Source organism: Nitrospinota bacterium, from assembly GCA_009873635.1.
Lineage (GTDB): Bacteria > Nitrospinota > Nitrospinia > Nitrospinales > VA-1 > LS-NOB.
This window is the reverse complement of the sequence record WAHY01000007.1, coordinates 73,086-91,223: the sequence shown is the minus strand read 5'-3', so window position 1 is coordinate 91,223 and position 18,138 is coordinate 73,086. Positions and strand designations below refer to the sequence as shown.

Annotated in this window: 15 protein-coding genes, 3 tRNA genes, 1 rRNA gene and 1 other annotated feature; of the genes, 10 read left to right on the top strand and 9 right to left on the bottom strand. The window is 42.0% G+C overall.

What is annotated here, in order from left to right; genetic code table 11:
- Nucleotides 1-151: 151 nt before the first annotated feature.
- Nucleotides 152-228 (top strand) — tRNA-Arg (locus F3741_06295).
- 194 nt (nucleotides 229-422) lie between these two features.
- On the opposite strand, the gene F3741_06290 is transcribed toward F3741_06295, so the two are convergent.
- The 3 genes from F3741_06290 to F3741_06280 form a co-directional block, all read right to left on the bottom strand.
- Entirely contained in the window at nucleotides 423-1,826 is a 1,404-nt protein-coding gene (locus tag F3741_06290) for a hypothetical protein (GenBank protein MZG30405.1), read from the bottom strand.
- Between the two features lie 398 nt (nucleotides 1,827-2,224).
- Nucleotides 2,225-2,695, bottom strand: coding sequence for a hypothetical protein (locus F3741_06285; GenBank protein ID MZG30404.1), 471 nt, complete (start codon nucleotides 2,693-2,695; stop codon nucleotides 2,225-2,227).
- A 189-nt stretch (nucleotides 2,696-2,884) separates the two neighbouring features.
- On the bottom strand, nucleotides 2,885-4,258 hold the full coding sequence (locus tag F3741_06280; GenBank protein ID MZG30403.1) for a peptidoglycan DD-metalloendopeptidase family protein: 1,374 nt from the start codon (nucleotides 4,256-4,258) through the stop codon (nucleotides 2,885-2,887).
- A 280-nt stretch (nucleotides 4,259-4,538) separates the two neighbouring features.
- Between F3741_06280 and F3741_06275 the strand changes: the two genes are divergently transcribed.
- Nucleotides 4,539-5,249, top strand: coding sequence for an urease accessory protein (locus F3741_06275; GenBank protein ID MZG30402.1), 711 nt, complete (start codon nucleotides 4,539-4,541; stop codon nucleotides 5,247-5,249).
- Nucleotides 5,250-5,640: 391 nt separating this feature from the next.
- Nucleotides 5,641-5,949, top strand: coding sequence for a hypothetical protein (locus F3741_06270; GenBank protein MZG30401.1), 309 nt, complete (start codon nucleotides 5,641-5,643; stop codon nucleotides 5,947-5,949).
- 240 nt (nucleotides 5,950-6,189) lie between these two features.
- Here F3741_06270 and F3741_06265 read toward each other — a convergent pair whose 3' ends face one another.
- Complete coding sequence (locus F3741_06265; GenBank protein ID MZG30400.1) at nucleotides 6,190-6,582, bottom strand: CBS domain-containing protein; 393 nt, start codon at nucleotides 6,580-6,582, stop codon at nucleotides 6,190-6,192.
- 151 nt (nucleotides 6,583-6,733) lie between these two features.
- Here F3741_06265 and F3741_06260 point away from each other — a divergent pair, with 151 nt between their 5' ends.
- A complete protein-coding gene (locus F3741_06260; protein MZG30399.1) occupies nucleotides 6,734-7,813 on the top strand; it encodes a mechanosensitive ion channel family protein in 1,080 nt (359 codons plus the stop codon).
- A gap of 5 nt (nucleotides 7,814-7,818) precedes the next feature.
- Nucleotides 7,819-8,946, top strand: coding sequence for a hypothetical protein (locus tag F3741_06255; protein MZG30398.1), 1,128 nt, complete (start codon nucleotides 7,819-7,821; stop codon nucleotides 8,944-8,946).
- A 34-nt stretch (nucleotides 8,947-8,980) separates the two neighbouring features.
- Here F3741_06255 and def read toward each other — a convergent pair whose 3' ends face one another.
- The 3 genes from def to F3741_06240 are packed head-to-tail and all read right to left on the bottom strand — an operon-like array spanning nucleotide 8,981 to nucleotide 10,280.
- Nucleotides 8,981-9,484, bottom strand: a complete 504-nt coding sequence (def, locus tag F3741_06250) for a peptide deformylase (GenBank protein ID MZG30397.1) — start codon at nucleotides 9,482-9,484, stop codon at nucleotides 8,981-8,983.
- 2 nt (nucleotides 9,485-9,486) lie between these two features.
- Nucleotides 9,487-10,011, bottom strand: coding sequence for an amino acid-binding protein (locus F3741_06245; GenBank protein ID MZG30396.1), 525 nt, complete (start codon nucleotides 10,009-10,011; stop codon nucleotides 9,487-9,489).
- A gap of 23 nt (nucleotides 10,012-10,034) precedes the next feature.
- The gene (locus F3741_06240; protein MZG30395.1) at nucleotides 10,035-10,280 is read right to left on the bottom strand and encodes a hypothetical protein; all 246 of its coding nucleotides are present in this window, start codon (nucleotides 10,278-10,280) and stop codon (nucleotides 10,035-10,037) included.
- A gap of 46 nt (nucleotides 10,281-10,326) precedes the next feature.
- On the opposite strand from F3741_06240, the gene F3741_06235 reads away from it, so the two are divergent.
- Nucleotides 10,327-10,425 carry a transposase gene (locus tag F3741_06235; GenBank protein ID MZG30394.1) on the top strand — a complete coding sequence of 33 codons (99 nt, stop codon included), beginning with the start codon at nucleotides 10,327-10,329 and terminating at the stop codon, nucleotides 10,423-10,425.
- 118 nt (nucleotides 10,426-10,543) lie between these two features.
- Here F3741_06235 and mqnE read toward each other — a convergent pair whose 3' ends face one another.
- Nucleotides 10,544-11,656: an aminofutalosine synthase MqnE gene (gene mqnE, locus F3741_06230; protein MZG30393.1), complete on the bottom strand. Its 1,113-nt coding sequence runs from the start codon at nucleotides 11,654-11,656 to the stop codon at nucleotides 10,544-10,546.
- A 398-nt stretch (nucleotides 11,657-12,054) separates the two neighbouring features.
- Nucleotides 12,055-12,912 carry a 4-hydroxybenzoate octaprenyltransferase gene (locus tag F3741_06225; GenBank protein ID MZG30392.1) on the bottom strand — a complete coding sequence of 286 codons (858 nt, stop codon included), beginning with the start codon at nucleotides 12,910-12,912 and terminating at the stop codon, nucleotides 12,055-12,057.
- A gap of 307 nt (nucleotides 12,913-13,219) precedes the next feature.
- On the opposite strand from F3741_06225, the gene F3741_06220 reads away from it, so the two are divergent.
- The 4 genes from F3741_06220 (at nucleotide 13,220) to F3741_06205 (ending at nucleotide 17,666) form a co-directional block, all read left to right on the top strand.
- Nucleotides 13,220-14,971, top strand: a complete 1,752-nt coding sequence (locus tag F3741_06220) for an ABC transporter ATP-binding protein (protein MZG30391.1) — start codon at nucleotides 13,220-13,222, stop codon at nucleotides 14,969-14,971.
- Between the two features lie 775 nt (nucleotides 14,972-15,746).
- A 16S ribosomal RNA gene (locus F3741_06215) occupies nucleotides 15,747-17,272 on the top strand.
- A 122-nt stretch (nucleotides 17,273-17,394) separates the two neighbouring features.
- Nucleotides 17,395-17,471, top strand: a tRNA-Ile gene (locus F3741_06210).
- Nucleotides 17,472-17,593: 122 nt separating this feature from the next.
- Nucleotides 17,594-17,666: transfer RNA gene (locus tag F3741_06205), tRNA-Ala, on the top strand.
- 109 nt (nucleotides 17,667-17,775) lie between these two features.
- Nucleotides 17,776-18,137 (top strand) — a sequence feature (possible 23S ribosomal RNA but 16S or 23S rRNA prediction is too short).
- Nucleotide 18,138: the final 1 nt, after the last annotated feature.

The window sequence follows — 18,138 nt, the reverse complement described above, 5'->3', positions numbered from 1 at the left end:
TTCCCGCAAATGCCTCGGAAGAATTAACAGCTGAAGCACAGTGGTGGACATGGCGCTTAAAGATGATTAAAGAGTTCTCTCAGGAACTTAGCCGTCAGGTCGGGAACGTAGCGGGGTTCGACGGGGGCTACTGATCAATTATAAAAACTATGCGCCCGTAGCTCAGCTGGATAGAGTGGCGGTTTCCGGTACCGTAGGTCGGAGGTTCGAATCCTCTCGGGCGTGCCAATTTCTTTCTCTTTTATTTCAAATGCTTACCTAAATTTTCCCTAGCACCCAAAGTGACCTGCAGTCAGATCACCCCCTAAAGCAAGCTCGATGGTTTTAATATGGAATTCCCCATATATTTGTCTCTTTTGAACTAGAAAGCCCTAATTGACAGCTTCCGACCCAAAGCGGTCATATAATAATAGTAAGGTCTGTTATGTTGCGCAGTTTTGATAATGCCTATCTGGATAAAGTAGAAATTCTGAAATGCTATCTGAAAGAGCCTTATAGCCAGATTCGTTAAAATGCGCCCAATCTTTTGGGCCATGAATATATCCTTTTGAGCCTGCCTCCCGCAAAAATGGTGTTGTGTCAAAAAATGAAACGTTAAGTTTTTTTGCTGTTTTTAAAATTTCCCTGCAGACTTCCAGATGTCTTTTACTTAGCAGGTCGCTATTAACAATAGAAGGTATCCCCATATCAGAATTTATAGATGTGAAATGTGAAATTATTTCATAAGAGGATGTAGTAGATGGTAAGTAAAAAATATGTGCTTCAGAGTCAGGAAAAAGCTCCTTCAATTTTCTTATTGAATATTCAAATATAAAATGGCTGGCCTTAAACATTTCCTTAAACTGTCCACCTTTTATATCACCCGTTTTACTCCCTATTACAATTGGAGGAGCTTGCAAATTACCCGGCAAAGCAACCCTATTTCCACCCACAACTGCTTCGTTAAGAGACTTTTCTGGTATTTGAATGCGACTTGAAGAAGGTACGGAGAAGGCCTCACCACTTTTAACAATATGGGTAACCGAATTCTTTGGGAATATGGTGCTGCCCTGTGAATTAAATAAAGGGTAGGGTGTGCCATTGATAACTACATGTGAAAAAAGTTTTTCTTCAGCCGTAGCAGATATATAAGGTTTAATCTTTTTTGAATTTTCCAAATAAATATTTTTAATTGATTGAATTAAAAAGTTAACAAAAACAAACTTCTTTTCAAACGCAATATCATTTTTTTTAAAGAAATCTTTTTGGTGCCGCTCCAACCATTCATTCAGTTTCACTACATTTAGCAGCTCATAAAAGTCATCACTTTCTTTGTAAAATTTATTTAGATATTGAATATTATTCCCTAAATCATTTCCTTCGTAAAAAAATATCAAAATAGATTTTGGTGGTTTCAGGTTAAACCCCATTGACTTTATATATTCAAATTGATCCTTAGGTCCTTTCCAAATACCATCAAAACTTCCTGCCCCAGCAAAACCAAATGAGACAACATCAGTTTCTAGTTTTCTATGTAAGAAGTGGGCTGGAGAATAGTCTGGATACCATTTCTTGGAATTTCTTGTCAGGTCAAAATATAAATCTCCCACTCCTACTGAGTTAGAGTCTCCAAAGATAGCTATGTAGTCATTGGGAATAACCGATTTCTTAGAATATTGAGCTAAAACTCTTAAATTATTATCGATACCTCCATACAAGCGAAAAGGTACTTTATTCAGTAGTTTTGGAAATAACCATTCGCCAATTAATAAAGTAAAAATTAAACCAAGCACAAATATAGCTGTATTTTGAAGCCAATTTTTTGCACAGCTATTTTCATTACTCATTCTTTTATTAACGGCAGATTTTTAAAATCTAATACCTATTAATTATTGGTATCCACTAAAAAAAGCAAAGTTTTCAGCCTAGCCCAGAATTTCCTCCTCTCACCTTCCAAGTCAGAGATTTAGCCTTCTTAGTTGGAATCAAGTGGAGTAGTGTTATTCTAAATTCCAATAGCAACCTAGGCAAGTGAGTATTAATGCCTGTGTTGTAGCAGTCGGTTGAAACCGCAATCCAAAGCGGACATTAACCATAAAGCTGAACTATTAGTTCGCCCCTCAACTCCACTTTTGTTTTTGATGCTGAATTGATGGTTATCTTAGGTTAAGAAGGTTTGGGGAAATAAATAACCTGATTGAATGTTTAAAAAAGAGGGATGCTTTTTAATTGAAAAGATAAGCTCTTAACTACTATCACCCCATTGAACAGAAGACACAATTCGTTCAAATCTTGGGTTAGCTTTATAAAAAATATCAAAGGCGCCAGAGTCCTGATCAGCTTCCGAGGTAAACCATTGGCCATCCGGAAACACAGTTAAGTCCATCAACCAAAGCATCTGGTCGTCTTTTTTTCTAATAGTGAGGAAGCCATTATCTTTTTTAAAATTATAATCCCCATAAAGAGTCACTGTGGTTCCCGCAGGGCCAGAAAGAGTCAGACTGTGACTTCCAATAACCGTTCCACATACTTCATCACGAAGATCGGGAACATCTTCCCCAATTTCAATTTGTATGTGTGGCGTGCAGGCAAAATTGCTTCTTGCCATGGTCCAATACATCACTTCCTTTTGTATTACCAATTCATCATGTGCGAAAGCAAGAGTTGGGAAACAAACTAAAAAGGTATAAGCAACCAGGAAAAATTTAATTTTCATTGTGAGGCCCATAAGTTTTCATAAATATAGTATGGGTTATTGAAACCCGTATTCCAAGTGGAGAATCAAAAACCGCTCTCCCCTGTGTTTTTATAAGTTATTGAATTAACTATAAACAACTCAGAATTCGTGTCTTGCCATTTGCACGAAATGCAGAAGGGACAACGGCAGGAAGGTATGAAACGACTGCTAACTGAACTGGGATTTCAAAAATTCGGGATGGTTTAACCTCTGCATTTCCTTTTGAGCAATTAATCGGAAAGCCTTCTTACTTTTTTCTTCCAGATCAGGCCCACCCGGCGACTGGAACGTCAGAGGGTTGATCGACCGCCCGTTTTTACGAAGATGAAAACAAAGGTGGGGTCCTGTTGCGGCACCAGTGGCGCCAACATAGCCGATCACCTGACCTTGCTGAACTTTCTTTCCCCGAAACAGGTTTGTCGCGTATCTCGACAAATGAGAATATGAGCTTACATAGCCATTAGGGTGCTTCAATTTAATGTGTTTTCCTGACCGGGCGCTTCTGGATATATTAATCACTTCACCATCACTTATGGCATAAACAGGTGTTCCGGTTGGAGCTGCATAATCTACAGCCCGATGGGCCATGTGTTTTTTATAAATTGGGTGAAACCGCCTGTGAGTAAATCGGGATGTGATCCGCGTATATTTTAACGGACTCTTTAAAAATTGTTTTTTCAAAGGTCGCCCATCAGCAGCGTAATAGCCACCATGCTCTCCTTCAGGTTTGAAGTAGATTGCGGAAAGACTTTTGCCACGGTTCAGTAAGGTAACCGCCCTTATTTTTCCAAAGCCTGAAAACTCTTGTTCAAGAAACTTTTTTTCCACAAGAACCTTAAATGAATCTCCTGCACGCAGGTCTTTAAAAAAATTGACCTGCCATGCAAAGATCTCTTCTAAATCCGTTGCGATCTTATAGCTTCCCCCCGCATCCAACACAGCGTTGATCAGGTTTTCTTCAATGACACCCTCCAGGATATCAAGCTGAGCTTCATAATGCGGCTCAACCATGCGAGAAACAAATCTGGAGCCTTGTCGCTCAATGAGCAATTCATGATTCTTATCTGTTTGATAGGTGAAGGCCGCCAACCTGTTATCAGCTGTCAGTTTGATCGAATATGGCTGGCCAACACGAAGTCGGCTCAGGTTATAAGTGGGCCGCGATTGTTCTACCAGTTCAAAAACTGTTTTTAATGGTATGCCTTGTCCTCTCATCAAATGCGACAAGCTTTGATTACGTGTCACATCTCCCTTAACCAAACGATAGACTTCCTTTTCAGGTACCTGTTGAGATTCAATTTCGGATTCAGGTTGTTCTGGTAATTTTACTTCCTTCGCAGGAAAATCAAGTTTTTTAACCTGAGGTTTATGAGCGAGTTTAACAGGCTCTTTTTGAAAATGATGCGTAGCTCCAATCCCAAAAAAACTGATTAAAGTCACTCCGGCAAACCATATCCATCGTCGACCGTATATATTTTTAGATTTTTTAGAATTTGTAGAATCTTCATGAAGTGGATCAGCCATGCAGCCATTTCTCCGCATTAGAATTATGTCTGTCAAAGGAATTGGGCGACGGGGAACAATAAAACCTCACTTGCCCATAGGCAAACCGGATCGCATTATACATAATTTATCAATAAGATAAAGCAAATAATCGATACTAATTTATTGTTGAGTGCAATCAGTTTATGGACCGGACAAATAAAGAGGAGGATCAATAATACAAATTTTTATCTGGATCCCATTAGCAGGTATGATAATTATCGTATATTGAATTGCTGAAAAGAAAACCCAGGCAGTATAGTCACCAACCATAAAACCTATGACGCAAGCATTAATTTTTGGATTTCTTCTTGGATTGAAACATGCTTTGGAAGCTGACCACGTCGCCGCGGTCGCTTCCCTGGCATCGAAGACAAAGTCGTTTAAAGAAGGCCTTACATTTGGAATAACCTGGGGACTTGGGCATACGATCACTTTATTCCTGTTTGGTTCTGCAGTATTGATTCTTGACACAATGATATCAGAGCAATTGGCTGTTACTTTAGAATTTTTTGTTGGGTGTATGTTGGTATTTATGGGTGGAACAGTTATAAGAGAAATCGTTAAAAAAAATGTCCATCTCCATACACATAGTCATCCTAATGGAATTACCCACCTTCATTTCCACTCTCACGAAGGCGACCAGTCAGGGCATCAATCCAGTCTTCATAAGCATACCCACAAGTTTTCCTTTAAGGCATTATTGGTAGGAATGGTGCACGGTATGGCAGGCTCATCAGCCTTAATACTATTAACTCTCGATTCCGTTGCTTCTATTAAAGCAAGACTTTTTTATTTACTTTTATTTGGTTTCGGATCAATCTGTGGAATGGCTTTACTATCTATCGTAATTATTCTCCCCCTGCGATACACTGAAAGCTCCCGAACCTACCAAAGGTTAAAGGTATTTATCGGTTTAACAACATTATTTCTCGGCATGCTAATTATGTATGAAACAAGCAACGATCTACACCACCTTTCCATAAAATGACAAAATTTATTGCGATTTCCAGTCAATTGTAAAGGTCTTCTCAATTTAAAACGATAAGGTTATAAAGATCAAAGGTTTGAGGAAAGAGCCATGAAAATAGAAGACGCCCTTTTTGGCAAAAACAGACAAAGCTCCTGGAAATTCAAGAAAAAGAAAGATCAGAAGTCTTTCAAGGAGCAATTAGAAGAAAGCCTCCATCAAAAAAAGTCTGAAGTACAAAAACAAGCCAAAAAACAAATTCTGGATATCCTGATTTGAGATAAGCCCTGCGAACTAAACTCAATCAGGCCCATTTTGTACAATAAGTCTTAAGATTAAAAAAAATAATGCTATAATTGTTATCGGTTAAAGCTTACATGGACCACGTATGGATGCTATAAAGGGGGAGCTGATGACAAAAAAAATGCAGTCAGTTTTACTTGTTTTTACAATTTTATTTCTAACCTCTTGTGGCTATCATGGAATGGTTCTTCTGAAACCCACCCCTGGTGCTGACAAAACCTACAGCGTCACCGACTCTGGTACAGTAGAAATTCTGGGGCAAGATATGAAAACAGAGCCCACGCATTGGATTTATGTTGATTGCGAACATTGGAGCGGATGCTTCATGCGTTGCCAGGGAAAAATACAGTCCTGCAAAAATGTAGCTACAGGCTCCAATCTTACAGTGGACCATATAATGTCCAGAGCAGGGTCTTAAGGCTAGCAGAAAAAAATAGGGATTTATACCTATCCATTGTATATTATAATTTTGAATGGTTGCGTGATGGGCTTAACAGGGGAGCCCATGACGTCATGACGGACGCCCTGAAGAGGAGGTGATCCGATGCTATCTGACAGTAGTTCGGGAGCTTCCGGAGTAACTTGTTAACCCCAAGTTAACGTAAGCTCCTGTGCTTCAATAACGCCCCGCTTTATAGCGGGGCGTTTTTTATTCTATCTAAATGGTTAACTCAAACCATTTTTCGTAATATGCCAGCAGATCCTTAACTGACAGAATACCCACCACGTTCTCTCCATTCCGGACAACGAGGTAACGGAGTTTTTTCTCTCTCATTATGGCAATAGCTTGAGACATGAGTTCGCTCTGATCCACATAATCAATATCCGGATTCATAATACTGCCTACATTTGTTGTGCTTGGATCTTTTCCTAAAGCAACCAACTCTCGAGTAACTTCCTGTTCAGATAGCATTCCAACATATTCAGAGTCCTTTTTTACCAATAATGAACCGATACCAAAGTCACTTAACATTTTTGCGGCTTCTTTCACCGAGACCTCAGCATCAATATCCTTTACAGTTGCTACCATAAATGAACTAACAGGATCCATGTTACAGTTCTCCTATAAATTCTTAACTATTCAACTGTAAAAGTTACAAAAATTTGCATTGATAATCAACGCCTTAGTATTTAGATTTCTTAACCCCTTGAAATATGATACTTTTAGCATCGGCTGACAACTAAATACAAGAAAACGAATAATGAGTGTTGAACAAATCATAACAGAAGAAAATAAATATATATTTCAGGTGATTGTAGTCTTATTCGTGGCTTTGGTTGCGAATATTTTTCAAAAAAAAGTTTTTAAATCCCTTGCCGAAAAAGCAAAACGCACCTCTAATAAATGGGATGACGCTTTTCTGATATCTGTCCCCAACCCATTGAGTATCATAATATGGGTAACAGGCATTACCTTTGCCGGAGAAATAATTCAAAAAGCTACAGAGGCGATTATTCTTGATGCCCTTGCTCCTCTGAGGGACGCGATTATCATAGCCTCCCTGGCATGGTTTTTTGTTCTCATCATTCAGAAAATAGAAACCGGCTATCTTGCATCCGGGAAAGATATAGACCCAACAACTCTGGATGCATTATCCAAGTTGGCAAGAATATCTGTCATAATAATAGCCTCTCTGGTAATTCTACAAACCTTGGGCTTCAGCATTTCTGGAGTCCTGGCATTTGGTGGTGTCGGGGGTATAGCCATTGGTTTTGCTGCAAAAGACCTTTTGTCAAACTTCTTCGGGGGGCTCTTTATATATATGGACAGACCATTTGCTGTCGGTGACTGGATACGCTCTCCCGATCGCGAACTGGAAGGAGTTGTTGAAAAAATAGGCTGGCGAGTTACTGTGATAAGGACTTTCGAAAAGCGTCCCCTCTATGTTCCAAATTCAGTTTTTTCTCAAGTCGCGGTGGAGAATCCCTCGAGGATGCAGAACCGCAGAATTAATGAGACCATCGGAATCCGTTATGATGACGCAGATAAAATGGAGATGATCATAGAAAAAGTTGAGAAAATGTTAAAAGGTCACCCTGAAATTGATACGACCAAGACATTAATCGTAAACTTCAATAGCTTTGCTCCTTCATCACTTGATTTTTTTATATACACTTTCACCAAAACCACGAATTGGGAAAAGTTTCACAGTATTAAGCAAGATGTGCTTTTAAAGATTTTAAGAATAGTTGAAGAAAGTGGAGCTGAAGCAGCTTTTCCAACTTCAACCATACATTTGGCCCCAAATGACCTCATAAAAAACCCTGACAATAAAAGCTGATTTCTATGGTATCGCGACTGTTCATTTACAAAAGCTCCTGCATTTTATTATTAAACGCAATATCACTATTGTTATCTATAGGCTGCACCACTCTTGGGCCGGCAACAATAAAGAGTCAGAGAAGCAATTATAATCTCGCGGTACAAAAAACTAACGATGAGCAATTACTACTTAATCTCGCACGCCTTAAATACAGAGACACTCCTTTTTTCATGGAGGTTAGTAGCGTTGCTTCTCAATTCATTCTGTCGACCACGGGAGAGGCAAGCGCAACCCTACAGGATAGTGTTAAGGGATTGTTTGGTCTAGGCGCCTCTGTAGGGATGACCGAAAGACCTACCGTTACCTATTCACCTTTACAGGGAGACAAGTTTATTCAACGCGTACTAGCACCTCTTCCCCTGCAAACCATTACGCTTTTATATCATTCTGGTTGGAGTGTCGAGAGAATATTTCGCCTTTGTTTTCAGCGCATGAATAATTTGAAAAATGCTCCGGGCGCTTCTGGCCCTACGCCCCAAAAAGCACCCCAATTCAAAGATTTTATTGAAGCAACCAAATATTTAGGAGAACTTCAATCCTTGGATCTTTTAAACCTTTCCTATGAAAACGAGAGTGGTATTCCAAAAATTATTTTAACTATTGCCAACGAAGGAAAAGACCAGCACCAACTATTCCCCTTTGCCTTAAATACGGCACAAAAATTTGCTAAATCTCTCAATTTAGAACCAGGATTGAATAGATATGTAATCACATTTACACCAAAAAAAAATACACCTAATCAGATTAGAGTGGTTACACGATCATTATTAGGTATTTTGTTTTATCTTTCTCAGGGGGTGGAAGTACCTGAGCAGGATATGAGAAATGGGAAAGTTACAAAAACACTTAAAACCTCTGGAGAAATTTTTGACTGGAAGGAGGTTACGGGAGAACTTCTCAGAATCAAATCCAACTCTTCTCAACCTGAAAACGCAACTTTAATGGTTTTTTATAGAGGAATCTGGTTTTATATAGATGATTCAGATCTAAAATCAAAATCCACCTTTTCCCTGCTTTCACAAATTTTTTCACTACAGGCAGGTAAGATCAAAGACAATTCTCCTTTGCTCACACTTCCTATAGGGCAATAAAACATAAAAGTTTTTACCCCAGTAATCTTTCAAATCATGTTAAAGATTCGCTCCTTTTACGCAAGGCATTTCTCTTACTGACCAACCTGTCTAGAAACAATTTTCCATCCAAGTGGTCAATCTCATGCTGAACCGCACGAGCCTCGTAACCTGACATTTGATATTCCCGCGCATCACCATTTTCATTTAACGCTTTTAAGGTAATAGATTTTGCACGCTCTACCTTGCCAGTATAGTCTGGAACTGAAAGGCACCCCTCTCTGCCCAAACTCTTCCCTTCATATAAAGTTATCTCAGGATTTATCAGAACCAAAAAACCGTGGTTGACATGTTGTGGTTTATGAGAAATATCTACCAACACAATCCTTTCAGGACGGCCTACCTGTGGAGCAGCTATCCCCACACACCCTGGATAGGAGCGAAATGTTTGCTCCAAATCACGGACAAATTTCTTCAGGCTGTCAGAAAACTCTTTCACAGGACGGGAGACTATCTTTAACCTGTCATCAGGATAAACCAGAATATTCAGGAGAGCCATGATCACCCCAACATAGTATCTATGGGGGTCATACGTGCAACAACATCATTTTCCTGAGCCAACCGCTGTAAAGCTTTCTCTATATCATCATAACTTTTACCAGCAACACCTTCTATATGCATGATATACACGGGGCTTTGTGGGTTGCCTCCTACGTCCGACTCAAGGTTGAGTATATTGAATCCGGCCTTATATAAAACATCGGTTGCACTAGCGACGATACCAGCTTGATCAGCACCATGGATACTTATACGGACATCAGCTTCAATGTGTTGGTGCAGCGCCGCATCTATCTCGTCAAGATGAAAAAGTAATCCTAATTTATCGCATATGGGTTTAAGTTTTTCATATATCAATTCCTTCTTTTCAGGAATGCAAACCATAAGCATGATGGTAAAATTACCACCTAGACGAACCATAGAGGTTTCACCAAGGTTTCCTTTCATCTCATACAATACATGAGTGACTTCAGCAACAATCCCCGGTCGGTCTTTACCAACCAACGCCAGCATAAACCAGTTATTCATCTTTTATCTTCCAGAAAATAAGCTTATTGACTGAGCCATTTTTGAAACAACTCTAAAGCCTCGTCAAAGCGACTCGCCGCAAAACGCTGATCAGTTTTCAAATCATTATCTTTTGAGATCACAATATACTTTTCTGTAATACTTTCATTTTGCACAAAAATTGAAGCCCCATCACCCATCACACATCCCGTTCCACGAAAAAGTTCCTCGTGTATAGCTTTAGAGTTTTTTGAAACGGATAATCCATCTTTATTTATCAATTCGATCATAATAAAAATTACCTAGAATACATTAAAACAGTATACCTACAGATCATTGAGAAAAGATTATAACGAAACCCGGCCGCATAGCTCATTAGGGTATCGAACTCCACTGGAGTTCCGAAAATCTGTATCTGGTTTACCTGATACATAATTAGATTCTTCGCATTATACGTTGTCCAGCAAATGGGTGCATTTCAAAAGATAAAAATACTAACTTAGAGTGCGGCACAACTTAATGGGGCGGGTTACAATTTCAAAAGATTTTTACTTCAATAAGCTACCTCGGCTTGCCACTCTTCAACATTTTCATACAAAGTGTCCCTTTCAACAGGTTTTCTTCCAGATTCCTGAATCATTTGGATTATTTGATCCTTATGAAATATTTGATCCGTGGCTGCTCCAGCCGCGTGTATAATTTTTTCTTCAACAACCGTCCCATCCATATCATCCGCTCCAAAAGACTGCGCAAGCTGTGCGATTTTTGGTGTGATCATGATCCAAAATGCCTTCACATGCGGGAAATTATCCAGCATCAGTCTGGATACGGCCAAAGCCCTTAAGTCCAATTGTCCCGGGGTTGTTTTCAAAAAATTAAGCACTGTATTTTCGGGATGAAACGCCAAGGGAATAAATGTAACGAACCCTTGGGTACGATCCTGCAATTCTCTCAGACGCACAAGGTGGTCTGATCTTTCCTCTTTAGTTTCCAAGTGACCATAAAGCATCGTCGCATTACTTTTTAATCCAACATGATGGGCAGTTTCATGGACCTTGAGCCATTCCTCACCGGTGATCTTGTCACCACAAATTTTTCTCCGTACCCGTTTTGCGAAAACTTCCGCACCTCCTCCAGGAATAGAGCCTAAACCTGCTTCTTTTAAAGCTTCTAATGTTTCGCTTATGGATAGATTGCCAAGACGGGAAAGATACTCAAGCTCCACAGCCGTATATGCTTGAATATGCACAGCAGGAAAACGCTCTTTCAGCCCTTTCAACAAGTCGAGATAATATTCAAACGGATAGTCGGGGTGAAGGCCACCAACAATATGAAACTCACTAACATCTCCCCCATTATATTTTTCTGCGTCTGAAAAAATCTGTTCCAAAGACTTTTCATAAGCATGGGGATGATCGGCCTTGACTCCGAATGCGCAAAACTGACAGCTAAGAACGCATACATTTGTCGGGTTAATATGGCGGTTATGAATAAAGTAAGTCTTGTTGCCATTTAGCCTTTCTCGAACTATGTTCGCCATGTATCCCACGCCCAGGAAGTCGTGAGTCCCCCACAGAGTCACTCCGTCATCAAAAGAGAGGCGGGTCCCGGTCATTACTTTTTCATAAATAGGTTTTAACGAAGAATCTTCAAATTCAAATAACATTTAGATACCCCAAAAGTCTTAAATAAACGGAATTGTCAATTATAACCCACCCATCTCAAAGGAGCAAAAACCCGTTTCGCAAATCTGCTGTCAAGAGTTTTCAAAAATCTGTTCTTAAGCTGGTTTTATATCATGCCAAATAATACATACTTCATACTTTACTTAGCAAGGTCTATGCCCAAAAATTCTTAGTTCGTTAAAGCAATGATTTTTAACAGGTTACTCATAAACAGCTTAATTATCAGGCAAAATTTTGTCTATATTTTTATAAAAAATTTTTGATTGAATAAAATATTTTTTGCTTAAAGAGGTTGCTCATAGCCCAAAAAGAAATAAACCTGCAAACTCAGAGAGTCCTCAATTTACCACCTAGTTTTGGAAAGCATAACTTCGCTGTCTCAAACCCAAATACAGTCAACGATCACAAAGGCCATCAGTCCAATACTGATGATTCCATTCACATTAAAAAAAGCCATGTTCACTTTTGACAGGTCGTCTTTCTTGACCAATGAATGCTCATAAATCAAAAGAAAGGCTACCAGCACTACCCCACCCAGGTAGACAGGGCCCAAGAGAACCGCCGGTTCCGATAGCACCAGCAAAAATACTATCATCACCGCATGCGAAACAAAGGCTATCTTCAAAGCATTCTCGACCCCAAAACGTTGCGGTATGGAATGCAATCGATTCAACTTATCCGATTCGACGTCCATGCAGGAATATAGAATATCAAATCCAATCAACCAGAAAACAACTGCCGCCCCCAACAATAACGACGTGAATGAAATTTCTTCTCGTATAGCCACCCAGGCTCCAACCGGGGCGATCGAGATGGCAAGTCCCAGCCAGAAATGCGCAAAAGCCGTAAAGCGTTTGGTCAGGGAATAAAAAAATACGATTGCCAAAGCCACAGGAGAAAGATAAAACGCCAACTTGTTCAGCATCCAGGCTGAAAAAACAAACAATGCGGATGAGGCCACAAGGAAAATCCAGTAATTACCAACACTGACTTTTCCTGAAGGCAAAGCCCGTTCACGGGTACGCGGATTCTCAGCATCAAAGCGTGCGTCAACTATACGGTTGAAAGCCATCGCCGCACTCCTTGCACCCACCATACACACAACGATCCACACCAGCTTTTCAGTTTCAGGCATTCCGCCCGCCGCGAGAAACGCGCTCATCACCGCAAACGGCAATGCAAACACAGTATGCTGAATCTTGATATCAGAAAAAATGATGGCTAACTTAGAAAACAAAATGACTCGCTCTCAAACTTGGGATTCTTAATTTATAACGAATAAATCATCCGATTTTATATTTTACCACCCCAACCTGCTATTTAATTTGGATTCAGCGTTACCCCTACGGGGCACGAAAGCTTAGGTAGAGCATAACGCACGCTGGCACGCCTGGTGGCGGAGTAGCCTCCGCTGGCAACTATTAATTTCTTTTTCAGCCGAGATATTTTTTTATTGCCAATTATAGCTATTGCTCGTTGGCCCCATGCCTAGTGGCCGCAGATATGATACAGTGTTGACAGTCCAATAAAAAAGCTTTACGCCCATGAAAAATTATAAAAGACTCCTTATATTACTTTCACCTTACAAAAAAGCGCTGATACTTGGTTCATTATGTTTGATTGTCGCGTCCCTGACAAACCTGGCAGTGCCTCTCTATATCAAAAAGCTGGTAGATGTAGTCATGGTCGATAAGAACATGGCGTTGATGAACAACCTCACACTTGGCATTGCAGGACTGTTCTTTATCCAGCTCATTTTTTCGACCGCTCATAATTATTTATTTGATCTTACCGAAAAACGAGCCATCACTGATTTCCGTATCAAACTGTTCAAACATCTGCACACACTTTCACTCAGTTTTTTTGTCAAACGTCGCACAGGTGAAATCGTTTCCCGCATGACCAACGACATCACCACAATTGAAAATATAATCACAGACCTGCCCGCAACTCTGCTGCAGCAATCCATCCGCCTTTTTGGTGGCATTATCATCATTACCTATATGAACTGGAAGCTGACAGGACTGATACTAGTGCTGGCACCTGTTCTGGTAATATTTGCGCGCACCTTCGGACGCAAGCTGAAAAAACTTTCAACCGAAATTCAGGACAAGCTGGCCGTTTCCACGACTATCTTGGAAGAAAACATTTCATGCATCCAGGTGGTGAAATCTTTTGTGCGAGAAAAACTGGAAAACGAGCGTTTCGGGAACGCGCTGGAAGACAGTTTTCAGTCGGCGAAAAAGCGCGTTATCATTTCTTCTTTCTTCGGGCCCAGCATAGGCTTTATCGCGTTTTCAACTTCGCTCATCCTGCTCTGGTATGGAGGACGCGAAGTCATTCTGGGGGCCATTAGCCCAGGCGAACTCATCGCTTTCATCCTTTACGCCACAATAATAGCAGGCCCCATGGGAAGCTTCGCACGCCTCTATGCAAGAGTGCAGGAAGGCATTGGAGCCAGCACAAGGGTCTTTGAAATCATGGATACGAAAGGAGAAGTCCGCGACCAGCCTGACGCCAAAACCATGCCGCGTATTGAGGGTAAAGTTGAAGTTGATAACATCCATTTCCATTACCGTAATGATCAGGATGTGATTAAGGGCATCAACTTTATAATAGAACCTGGACAAACCATTGCTCTCGTAGGCCCGAGCGGAGCTGGCAAAAGCACACTTGTTCAACTCTTGCACCGCTTTTATGATCCGGTTGCAGGACAAATTCGAATTGATGGAATTCCTTTGGAATCGGTTCAATTAGCCAGCTACTGGAAGCAGATCGGCATCGTGCCACAAGAAACCATTTTATTCGGCGGAACCATTCTGGAGAATATTGAATACGCAAAACAAGGTGCGGACAAAGAAGAAATTATCGAAGCCGCAAAAGCGGCCAACGCCCACAACTTCATCATGGAAACTCCCGAAGGATATCAAACCATAGTTGGCGAGAAAGGCATTCGTCTATCAGCAGGACAAAGACAACGTATCGCCATTGCCCGGGCAATTTTGAAAGACCCTCGCATTCTAATACTTGATGAAGCCACATCGGCCCTGGATAACGAGTCCGAATTGCTGATACAGGAGGCCCTGGACAGGCTGATGCAAGGCCGTACATCGTTCATCATCGCTCACCGGCTTTCCACAATCCATAACGCTGATCGTATCATTGTGATGGATAAAGGAAAGTTAGTGGAAAGTGGTAACCACGCACAGCTTATGGAAAAAGAAGGACTCTACTATAAACTCTATACGTTGAAGAGCCTGCAACTGGTCGAGGATGCGGAGGTAAAAAACACCTGAGCCGACTCAACACCCTGAGCACCTCTTCCTTATAATATTTCAGCTTCCAGCATTTTCCCAAACTAAAAAACTGGGCCAACCTTGTAGAAAAACTCCATCCTACGCCCGATTCCTTTTGCGGAACAAGTTGTTAAAGTTTGGACTAATGTCCCCTGTTTCGGAACCAAGGAAACTTTTGAAAACTTTGATCATCCGCCGGCTTTAAAAGCACCGGCCTCTTTAACGGGACCCCATGCGCCGCGCAATTTCTCTTGTAGTTCTTCTATTAGTTTTTTCTCCATGGTCTGAGTTATCCGCCGAACAAACCTCCATGAAGGAGGAAACGTCGTTCTTTGCCAGCTGGTTCTGAAAACACTTTATGAAACTCAAACTTTCCCGCAATCTGCATATAAGAACTTTTTTTTCGGGGACAATGTTTGTTGCGTTTCTAAAAAAATTTCAAGGGCCCATAAAAGATTATGAAAAAAATATTAAAAGTTTAATTTTCTTAATATTACCCTTGCATTTTAGTTACTCAGGTCATATTATAGTTTCGTTAGCTAAATGGCCGAAAATCTTTATCTGAAAGCTTTTTCCGCTTAAGAAAATGGGGAATGTTTTCAAATAGAGATTTCTCGCCTTTTTTTCATTATATAGTTGACTTTTCTACCAAACTGCGTAGACTGTTGCGCTTTTTGGATTTCGCTCTTTGAAAATTGAATAGGTGTCAAATGATGTTGCGGGTCTAGCAACAATTACTTTGTTTGTTTTTTTTGGATTAAATTTCCATGTTTTATAACTGGAGAGTTTGATCCTGGCTCAGAACGAACGCTGGCGGCGTGCCTAACACATGCAAGTCGAACGAGAAAGTTTCCTTCGGGAAATCAGTAAAGTGGCGCAAGGGTGAGTAACACGTGAATAATCTGCCTACGAATTCGGGATAACTCGGCGAAAGTTGTGCTAATACCGAATAAGACCACGTCTCTTATGTGATGTGGCCAAAGGAGTCTCAAACTCCGTTTGTAGATGAGTTCGCGCACCATTAGCTTGTTGGCGGGATAACAGCCCACCAAGGCTACGATGGTTAGCCGACCTGAGAGGGTGATCGGCCACACTGGAACTGAGACACGGTCCAGACTCCTACGGGAGGCAGCAGTGGGGAATATTGCGCAATGGGCGAAAGCCTGACGCAGCAACGCCGTGTGAGGGATGAAGGCCTTTGGGTCGTAAACCTCTGTCAAATGGGAAGAATTCTGACGGTACCATTAGAGGAAGCCCCGGCTAACTCCGTGCCAGCAGCCGCGGTAATACGGAGGGGGCAAGCGTTGTTCGGAATCATTGGGCGTAAAGAGTATGTAGGCGGCTGGATAAGTCAGACGTGTAAGCCCACGGCTCAACCGTGGAATTGCGTTTGAAACTGTTTAGCTTGAGTGCAGAAGAGGAAAGCGGAATTCCCAGTGTAGCGGTGAAATGCATTGATATTGGGAAGAACACCGGTGGCGAAGGCGGCTTTCTGGTCTGCTACTGACGCTGAGATACGAAAGCCAGGGGAGCAAAGGGGATTAGATACCCCCGTAGTCCTGGCCGTAAACGATGGGCACTAGGTGGAGGAGGTATCGATCCCTTCTCTGTCGCAGCTAACGCATTAAGTGCCCCGCCTGGGGAGTACGGTCGCAAGGCTGAAACTCAAAGGAATTGACGGGGGCCCGCACAAGCGGTGGAGCATGTGGTTTAATTCGACGCAACGCGAAGAACCTTACCTGAGCTTGACATGCACGGGACAGCCCTGGAATCAGGGTTTCTCTTCGGAGTCCGTGTGCAGGTGCTGCATGGCTGTCGTCAGCTCGTGTCGTGAGATGTTGGGTTAAGTCCCGCAACGAGCGCAACCCTTACCTTTAGTTGCCAGCGGGTTATGCCGGGAACTCTAGAGGGACTGCCGGTGACAAACCGGAGGAAGGTGGGGATGACGTCAAGTCCTCATGGCCTTTATGCCCAGGGCTACACACGTGCTACAATGGCCGGTACAAAGAGTCGCAAGACCGCGAGGTGGAGCTAATCTCATAAAACCGGTCTCAGTTCGGATTGGAGTCTGCAACTCGACTCCATGAAGTTGGAATCGCTAGTAATCGTGGATCAGCATGCCACGGTGAATACGTTCCCGGGCCTTGTACACACCGCCCGTCACACCACGAAAGCCGACTGTACCAGAAGTCATAATGCTAACCTTCGGGAGGCTAGTGCCTAAGGTATGGTTGGTGATCAGGGTGAAGTCGTAACAAGGTAGCCGTAGGGGAACCTGCGGCTGGATCACCTCCTTTCTAAGGAGCACTTATCACTATAAGTGATACAGCGCTATCTAGATCGATACCCGCAATGTCTTTGACACCTGTTCTTATTTATTATTTGGACACTTCACATAGGAAGTGCGCTTTAAGCCTGTGAACGGGCCTATAGCTCAGTTGGTTAGAGCGCACGCCTGATAAGCGTGAGGTCGGTAGTTCGAATCTACCTAGGCCCACCATCACTTGGCGTGAGGCCGGTTTGCTATGGCAAATGCGGGCTGGCAATAGGTTGTCTCGGCTTAAAGAGATGTTGCTGTTTGCCTCCCCTGGTAAGGGGTTGAGTCTGGAGTTCCCATGATCTGGGGGTGTAGCTCAGTTGGGAGAGCGCCTGCCTTGCACGCAGGAGGTCATCGGTTCGAACCCGTTCACCTCCATGCTCCGGAATTTGCGGTGTCGGAAAAGATTTAGAGTTTTTAAAATGCCCCTGGCGGGGCGAGTGTTCTTTGACAATTGAATATAGTTTGAAGTAGCTGAGGATTTAAAATTTGGTCAAGCGTTTAAGGGCTTGCGGTGGATTCCTTGGCGTCAACGGACGATGAAGGGCGTAGCAAGTTGCGATAAGCTTCGGGGAGCCGCTAACAGGCGTTGATCCGGAGATTCCCGAATAGGGTAACCTTGCACGGGTTATACCGTGTAATCCCTGGCTGAATTCATAGGTCAGGGAAGATAACCAGGGGAATTGAAACATCTTAGTACCCTGAGGAACAGAAAGCAAAAGCGATTCTCTGAGTAGCGGCGAGCGAAAGGGGAACAGCCTAAACCAGACTGTATGTTAAAGCTCGTGGGCGTTGTACATCTGGGGTTGTGGGTTTTAACCGGGCGGAGCTACGAATCCGCCGGGATGTA

Coding starts and splice junctions, on each gene's coding strand:
- F3741_06290 (MZG30405.1), bottom strand. CDS start 1,826: ATGAGTAATGAAAATAGCTGTGCAAAAAATTGGCTTCAAAATACAGCT.
- F3741_06285 (MZG30404.1), bottom strand. CDS start 2,695: ATGAAAATTAAATTTTTCCTGGTTGCTTATACCTTTTTAGTTTGTTTC.
- F3741_06280 (MZG30403.1), bottom strand. CDS start 4,258: ATGCGGAGAAATGGCTGCATGGCTGATCCACTTCATGAAGATTCTACA.
- F3741_06275 (MZG30402.1), top strand. CDS start 4,539: ATGACGCAAGCATTAATTTTTGGATTTCTTCTTGGATTGAAACATGCT.
- F3741_06270 (MZG30401.1), top strand. CDS start 5,641: ATGACAAAAAAAATGCAGTCAGTTTTACTTGTTTTTACAATTTTATTT.
- F3741_06265 (MZG30400.1), bottom strand. CDS start 6,582: ATGGATCCTGTTAGTTCATTTATGGTAGCAACTGTAAAGGATATTGAT.
- F3741_06260 (MZG30399.1), top strand. CDS start 6,734: ATGAGTGTTGAACAAATCATAACAGAAGAAAATAAATATATATTTCAG.
- F3741_06255 (MZG30398.1), top strand. CDS start 7,819: ATGGTATCGCGACTGTTCATTTACAAAAGCTCCTGCATTTTATTATTA.
- def (MZG30397.1), bottom strand. CDS start 9,484: ATGGCTCTCCTGAATATTCTGGTTTATCCTGATGACAGGTTAAAGATA.
- F3741_06245 (MZG30396.1), bottom strand. CDS start 10,011: ATGAATAACTGGTTTATGCTGGCGTTGGTTGGTAAAGACCGACCGGGG.
- F3741_06240 (MZG30395.1), bottom strand. CDS start 10,280: ATGATCGAATTGATAAATAAAGATGGATTATCCGTTTCAAAAAACTCT.
- mqnE (MZG30393.1), bottom strand. CDS start 11,656: ATGTTATTTGAATTTGAAGATTCTTCGTTAAAACCTATTTATGAAAAA.
- F3741_06220 (MZG30391.1), top strand. CDS start 13,220: ATGAAAAATTATAAAAGACTCCTTATATTACTTTCACCTTACAAAAAA.